We start from the raw sequence: 6533 nt of genomic DNA, 5'->3' as shown, positions 1-6533 counted from the left end.
GCCACCGCCGCGGCCCCGCCCCCCCCCCGCCCCCCGGCCCGCCCCCGCCCCCCCCCCGCCGGGGCGGCGCTTCACCGGCGGCATGTGGTGACCGCGTTCGCAGACCACCGTCCCCATCGCCGCACGCCGGGGCGGGCAGGACACGACCAGGATCGAACTCCGTTGCGGTGCAAGCGCCTTGACCGACCGTCGGAAAGCATCACGTGAGAAGGAATGATGCATTCCGCAACCTTCCGGAGCCTTGCCATTCCAACGGACGCCGCCCTATCCTCACCGAAAGAAAGCGCTTTCTTCACTTGTGGCAACCGTTCCGGCGGGGCGACCACCTCGACACCCGCCGCGACCTTGCGCAGGAGCCGGCCCCGGCTCGGCACGAGGGCTTCACCCCGGATCTCGACGCGCCACGGAAAGAAAGGGCGTACGCCCCGATGACGACGCACCGCGCCACCATGCCAGGCACACGCGCCGTCGTACGCCGGAACGGACGGAAGCACGGTCACGGCAATCCCGAGGCCGTCATCGACCACCCCCGGGGCCTTCGGCCCCGCGGCGGGCCTCCGACCACATCCGCATCCGGAGCATCCGCTTTCGGGTCTGCCTCCGGCCCGCCCGGCGACGGACCGGCAACCCAGACAATTTAATGACATGCCCATGACATGCAGTAACAGCCTTCGATCCTCGAAGACGAGGCAGGAGACGAGATGAGACGAGCAGTCGCACTACGGCTCTACGCGGGACTGGCCACGATGGCCGTCGCGACCGCGACGGGCGTGGTCCTGACGATGCCCGCTGCGTCGGCGGCGGCCAGCGGCCCCACCGGCTACGCGACCCAGAACGGCGGAACCACCGGCGGCGCGGGCGGGCGGACCGTCCGGGCCACCACGGGAACCGCGATCCACCAGGCACTGTGCAGCCGGGCCAGCAGCAGCACCCCGATCACCATCCAGGTCGAGGGCACCATCAACCACGGCAACACCAGCAAGGTGTCGGGCGACAGCTGCAACACCGACGACGACAGGATCGAACTCAAGCAGATCAGCAACGTCACGATCGTCGGGGTCGGTGGCGGAGCCGTCTTCGACCAGCTCGGCATCCACATCCGCGAGGCCAGCAACATCATCATCCAGAACGTGACGGTCAAGAACGTCAAGAAGTCGGGCTCGCCCACGTCCAACGGCGGTGACGCCATCGGCATGGAGAGCGGCGTCCGCAACGTCTGGGTCGACCACGTCACCCTGGAGGCGTCGGGCGGCGAGTCGGCGGGGTACGACGGCCTCTTCGACATGAAGAACGACACCAAGTACGTGACGCTGTCCTACAGCATCCTGCGCAACTCCGGCCGCGGCGGCCTGGTCGGTTCCAGTGAGAGCGACCGCTCCAACGGCTTCGTCACCTACCACCACAACCTGTACGAGAACATCGACTCCCGTCTCCCCCTGCTGCGCGGCGGCATAGGCCACATCTACAACAACCACTACGCGGACATCCACGAATCCGGCATCAACTCCCGTGCCGGGGCCCGCGCCAAGGTGGACAACAACTACTTCGAGGACTCCAAGGACGTCCTGGGCACCTTCTACACCGACGAGGCCGGCTACTGGCAGGTCGGCGGCAACATCTTCGACAACGTCACCTGGTCCAGCCGCAGCGGCGACAACAACCCGGCCGGGCCCAACCCGCAGTCCAACACCACCGTCAGCATCCCCTACTCCTACAACCTCGACCGCGCCGACTGCGTGCCGGGCATCGTGAGCCAGACCGCGGGGGCGGGCAAGGGCCTGAAGGTGTCGGACGGCAGCTGCTCCCCGCAGACACCGGACCCGACCCCCACGCCGACCGACCCCGGACCGACGCCGACCGACCCCACGCCCACTCCGTCCCAGCCCGGCGGAACCAACCTCAGCATCGGCGCCGGCTCCGACGGTTCCAGCAAGGCGAGCGGAACGAGCTACGGCAACGTGCGCGACGGTGACATGAGCTCCTACTGGTCGCCGACCGGATCGACCGGGTCGATCTCGATCAAATGGGGCTCCGCCACCACCGTTTCCAAGATCAACATCCGGGAGGCGGCAGGGTCCGAAGGCACCATCGGCTCCTGGCGGGTCGTCAACCACGACACCGGCGCCGTCCTGACCTCCGGAAACGGAGCGGGCGTCATCACCTTCCCGCAGACCTCACTGCGCAAGATCACCTTCGAGATCACCGGCTCGTCCGGCACGCCGAAGGTGGCCGAGTACGAGACCTACGCCGGATAACGGCGCGCCCCGCCGCCCGTCCGGGCCCGGCACCCTCCGGGACCGGACGGGCGGCGGCATGCCCGGGACCGGACGGCAACGGAAGTTCCCCTTCCGACAACGATCGTTCCGGATGGTGACCCCGGCCGCGACACGGGCCGTAGCCTCGGCGTACCATCGGGTGACGACCGTTCGGAGGACATGGTGACCGAGGCCTCTCACAACGCCTTGAACGAGGTCCTGGAGCGTCTGGACGCTCTGTCGGAGAGCAGAGGGTCCAGACGCGACGACGTTCTGGACCCCGGTGAGCTGTCGGCGGCCACCGGCCTCGGCACGAGGGAGATCCGCACCCTGCTGAGGGGTGGGAGGGTCCGGGAGCGCAAGGTGGGGGAGACCGCCCCCCGACGGGTGAACTTCCTGTACGAGCGATCTCTGAGGGAGAGCGGCAGGAGGTCGGCCGACATCGTCGGCGAGGTGGCGGCCCGTCTGGATGTGACCGGCGCCTGGGCCCGCAGCCTCCTCCAGGGCGGGAAGTGCCCCAACGTGCCGCACCTCGCCGCGCTGGCCGACTACTTCGGGGTCCCGCTGACGTTCTTCACCGACTCCCCCTGTGACGCGCTGGTCCGTGAACTCCGGCCGATCATGGGCCGGCTGGAGTCCGAGTCGGCCGGAGGGGCGCTCGATCCCCTGGCCGCACTCGTCGGGGAGCACGGCACCAGGGCGATCGCCGCCCGCGGCGGCGGGCGTACCCTCACCCGTGCCCAGCGGGAGGCCATCGCCAGGTTCGTCGTCGACTTCGTCACGGACTCGGAGACCGGACGATGACAGGGGAGTGCAGGGGGCGCAGAGCCATCGGCAGGAGCACCCGGAAGGCCATGGACGAGCTCGCCCGCCGGCTCATGGACGGTCTCAGCCGTGACCCCGCTCTGGTGGTGCCGACGGACGCCGAGTCGCTGTGCCGGGCGCTGTGCCGGGAGATGAGCGCGTTGCGGGGCCGTCCCCTCGAGCTGAGGGTCGAGGAACTGCCGCGCGAGGCGGGCGGTATCACCGGCCTGATGCTGTCCCTGGAGGAGCGGGACGTGATCCTCCTCGAACGCCGGGTGGACGCCCCTCAGAAACCGATCATCGTGGGCCACGAGCTGTGGCACCTGCACCAGGGCCACAGCAGCTATCCGAGCCGGGTGGAAGGCGGCACCGCCGCCGCCCGCCTGCTGTCCCCCGCGGACCTCCCCGGTGACGGCGCGGTGCTGTGCGCCGCGGCACGCAGTCACTGCGACGCGCAGGAGGAAGGGGAGGCCGAGGCGTTCGGCGTGCGCTTGTACAGGGATTTCCGCAGGTGGCTCGTGGACGATCCACTGGCCGTCCCCCGCCCCGCGCGCACCGACGCGGTCGTGAGCCGGCTGCGGACCACGCTCAGTCCCCGGTGAGGCGGTCGGCCAGCCGTGGACGCCTCCGAAGACGTCATCCCCTACATCTACTACCTCGCGGCGGTCGTGGCGCTGCTGCCGCTGTTCCTGAAGATGCGGTCCACCATCCGCGCCCGGCACGAGTCACTGCTCCGCGTGGCGAGTCTCCTGCTGGTCATGGCCTTCCTCGTCCTGGCCTCCGCGGCTCCCCAGAGCATCGCCCTGATCAACCGGACCACGGGCGTGACCAACATCGCGGCGCCCTGGGTCTACAGCCTGCTCACCGCGTTCAGCGCCTGCTGCCTGCTGATGCTCACCGCGTGGCGGGACGGGATCACACCGGCGGCCAGCCGTGTGATGCGGTGGGTCATCATCGTGTACTCGCTGGTCATCGTCGCACTGTGGGTGCTCTTCGCCCTCGGTGACGCCGCCGTCGAGCGCCTGCGCGACTTCGACACCTACTACGCCGACGAGCCGTACCTGCGGGAGATGATCACGCTCTACATCGTGGCCCACACCGTCGCCAACACCGTGAACTTCGTGCTGCTGTGGTCGTGGGAGCGCCGGGTGCGCCGCGTCGACGCCTGGCTCCGTACCGGAGTGCTGCTCATGGGCACCGGTTACATCGCCACCCTCGCCTTCAACGGCTTCAAGCTCACCGCGGTCGTCGGCCGGTGGAGCGGCCACGATCTGGACTGGTTCAGCACCCGGGCCGCCCCGCTGGCCGGCGCCATCGGCTCCATCCTGGTCGGCGCGGGCTTCCTGGTCCCCCACGCGGGCCAGGCGACCTGCGAGTTCTGGCGCGCCGCACTCCGCCACCGCAGACTCCTGCCCCTGTGCCGGCTGCTGAAGGAACACGTCCCGGCCGGGCCGTCCACGCTCGTCGGCAAGCCGGACATCCACACGTCCCTGACGATCCGGGAGAAGGAGATACGGGACAGTCTCTACACCCTGGCCCCGTATCTGGACCACGAGCTGCACCGCCGGGCCCGCCGCGCGGTCCTCGACCCGGACCCCGTGCTCGGGGAGGCACTCGGCCGGCGGTTCACGCCCCGGGAGGCCGAGGGCGTCGCCGGTGCCGTGGTCGTTACCGCCGCCATCACCGCCCGCGCGGAGGATCCGGGCGGGGGCGCCGGGTGGAGGAGTCCCGACAGTCTGCTCCGCGATGTCGAAGCCGTCTCCAGGGCACTGCGCCGCCCCAGCATCGTCGAGACGGTCCACCGCAGTACGGCCGTCAGGTCGGAGAACACACCCGCCGCATGGAACGACACCCCCACCCCATGAGATCCACCCGGTCAACCCGGCCCACGAGGTCCGCGATAGTCCTCGGCGGCAGCCTGGCCGGCATGCTCGCGGCCCGTGCCCTGGCCGACTTCGCGACCGTCACCGTCGTGGAGCGCGACACCCTTCCCGAAGGGCCCGGCCCCCGCAGGGGGCTGCCCCAGGCGCAGCACACCCATGTGCTGTGGTCCGGCGGTACCAGGGCGGTCGAGGAACTGCTGCCCGGCACCTCCGGTCTGCTCAGGGGATGCGGGGCGCACTACGTGCCGGTGCCCACCGACATGGTCGTCCTCAGCCCGCGGGGGTGGTTCCGCCGCTGGGAGGAGTCCCACCACACGCTTCTGTGCAGCCGTGACCTGCTCGACTGGACCGTCCGCCGGCAGGTCCTCGGCCATGAGCGCGTCGCCCTCCTGGACAAGACCGCGGCCGACGGTCTCCTCGGCGACGCGGACGCGGTCACCGGCGTCCGCGTCCGCCGGGCGGACGGCAGCGAGGGCAGGCTCGCCGCGGACCTGGTCGTCGACGCCACAGGCCGTGCCTCGCGCGCGTCCTCCTGGCTGCGGGACCTGGGGCTGCCCGCTCCGGCCGAACGGAGGATCGACCCGGGCCTGGTCTACGCCAGCCGCGCCTTCCGGGCCCCCGCCGCCGTGCGCGCCCGGGGATGTTTCCCCACCGTCATCGTCCAGGCCGATCCCCGGCGGGCTCCCGGCCAGGGCGCCTTGCTCATCATGGTCGAGGACGGGCGCTGGCTGGCAACCCTCTCCGGGACCCGCGGAGGCGAACCGGCCGAGGACGGCGGTGCTTTCATGGACTTCGCCCTGGAGGCGCCCCGGCATCCGATCGTCGGCCGGCTCATCGCGGACGCCGAACCCCTGACCGGGGTCACGCGCACCCGCAGCACCGCCAACTACCGCCGCTACTACGAGCGGATGCGCCGCTGGCCCGAGGGATTCGCCGTCCTCGGGGACGCCCTGGCAGCCTACAACCCCAGCTACGGGCACGGAATGTCCACCGCGGCCCAGAGCGCCGTCGCCCTGCGGAACGCGGTCGGGCGCCACGGATGGGGGACCCCGGGCCTGGCACGGCACGTCCAGCGGGCCGTGGCCGGACCGGTGGATGCCGCGTGGGTCCTTGCCGTCGGTCAGGACGTGCTCTATCCGGGCGCGACCGAGCACGGCCCCGCCCTCCGGGACAAGGTCTCGGCCGCCTATGTCAACCGGCTGCTCCACACCGCGACCGGCAACGGCTGGGCGGCCCGCCGTGTCACCGATGTCACCTCCCTCGAGCACCCGGTCTCCGTCCTGGGCGACCCCCGCCTGGCCCTGGCCGCGCTCCGCGGGCCCCGCCGCCCGAAACTCGACGGGCCTCCCCTCACCGAGGAGGAGATGGCCGCCGCCGGCCTGTCCGCCCCGTCCGTCACCGTTCCGGAGTGACAGGGCCGTGCCGAGGGGGCCCGCCCCCATCTGTGGGCGGCGGCCGCCGCGGACGGCCGAGGGCCTAACCTCGAAGTTTCGTGACGGTCCGCCGACGGAGTCGGTGGACCGTTTTCGTGCCGTGGGCTGAGGCTGGGCAGGCCGACGGCCCGGCTGTCGCGTCGGGTGGGCGCCGGGTT

5 protein-coding genes are annotated in these 6533 nt (G+C 71.1%); all 5 read left to right on the top strand.

Annotated features, from left to right (window positions below; all coding sequences use genetic code 11):
• Nucleotides 1–701 precede the first annotated feature (701 nt).
• The 5 genes from AC2CJA_RS22285 (at nucleotide 702) to AC2CJA_RS22265 (ending at nucleotide 6354) form a co-directional block, all read left to right on the top strand.
• On the top strand, nucleotides 702–2255 hold the full coding sequence (locus AC2CJA_RS22285) for a pectate lyase family protein (RefSeq protein WP_484604458.1): 1554 nt from the start codon (nucleotides 702–704) through the stop codon (nucleotides 2253–2255).
• A 180-nt stretch (nucleotides 2256–2435) separates the two neighbouring features.
• A complete protein-coding gene (locus AC2CJA_RS22280; protein WP_484604457.1) occupies nucleotides 2436–3059 on the top strand; it encodes a hypothetical protein in 624 nt (207 codons plus the stop codon).
• A gap of 50 nt (nucleotides 3060–3109) precedes the next feature.
• Nucleotides 3110–3661 carry a toxin-antitoxin system, toxin component gene (locus AC2CJA_RS22275; RefSeq protein ID WP_484604456.1) on the top strand — a complete coding sequence of 184 codons (552 nt, stop codon included), beginning with the start codon at nucleotides 3110–3112 and terminating at the stop codon, nucleotides 3659–3661.
• A 15-nt stretch (nucleotides 3662–3676) separates the two neighbouring features.
• Nucleotides 3677–4924 (top strand): DUF6545 domain-containing protein, encoded by a 1248-nt coding sequence (locus tag AC2CJA_RS22270; RefSeq protein WP_484604455.1) that lies wholly within the window; start codon nucleotides 3677–3679, stop codon nucleotides 4922–4924.
• A 62-nt stretch (nucleotides 4925–4986) separates the two neighbouring features.
• On the top strand, nucleotides 4987–6354 hold the full coding sequence (locus AC2CJA_RS22265; RefSeq protein ID WP_484604454.1) for an NAD(P)/FAD-dependent oxidoreductase: 1368 nt from the start codon (nucleotides 4987–4989) through the stop codon (nucleotides 6352–6354).
• The last annotated feature ends 179 nt before the right edge of the window (nucleotides 6355–6533 follow it).

It is taken from the genome of Streptomyces sp. ATLC9, from assembly GCF_057196705.1.
This window is presented reverse-complemented; position numbering and strand designations above follow the sequence as displayed.

Coding starts and splice junctions, on each gene's coding strand:
- AC2CJA_RS22285 (WP_484604458.1), top strand. CDS start 702: ATGAGACGAGCAGTCGCACTACGGCTCTACGCGGGACTGGCCACGATG.
- AC2CJA_RS22280 (WP_484604457.1), top strand. CDS start 2,436: ATGGTGACCGAGGCCTCTCACAACGCCTTGAACGAGGTCCTGGAGCGT.
- AC2CJA_RS22275 (WP_484604456.1), top strand. CDS start 3,110: ATGGACGAGCTCGCCCGCCGGCTCATGGACGGTCTCAGCCGTGACCCC.
- AC2CJA_RS22265 (WP_484604454.1), top strand. CDS start 4,987: ATGCTCGCGGCCCGTGCCCTGGCCGACTTCGCGACCGTCACCGTCGTG.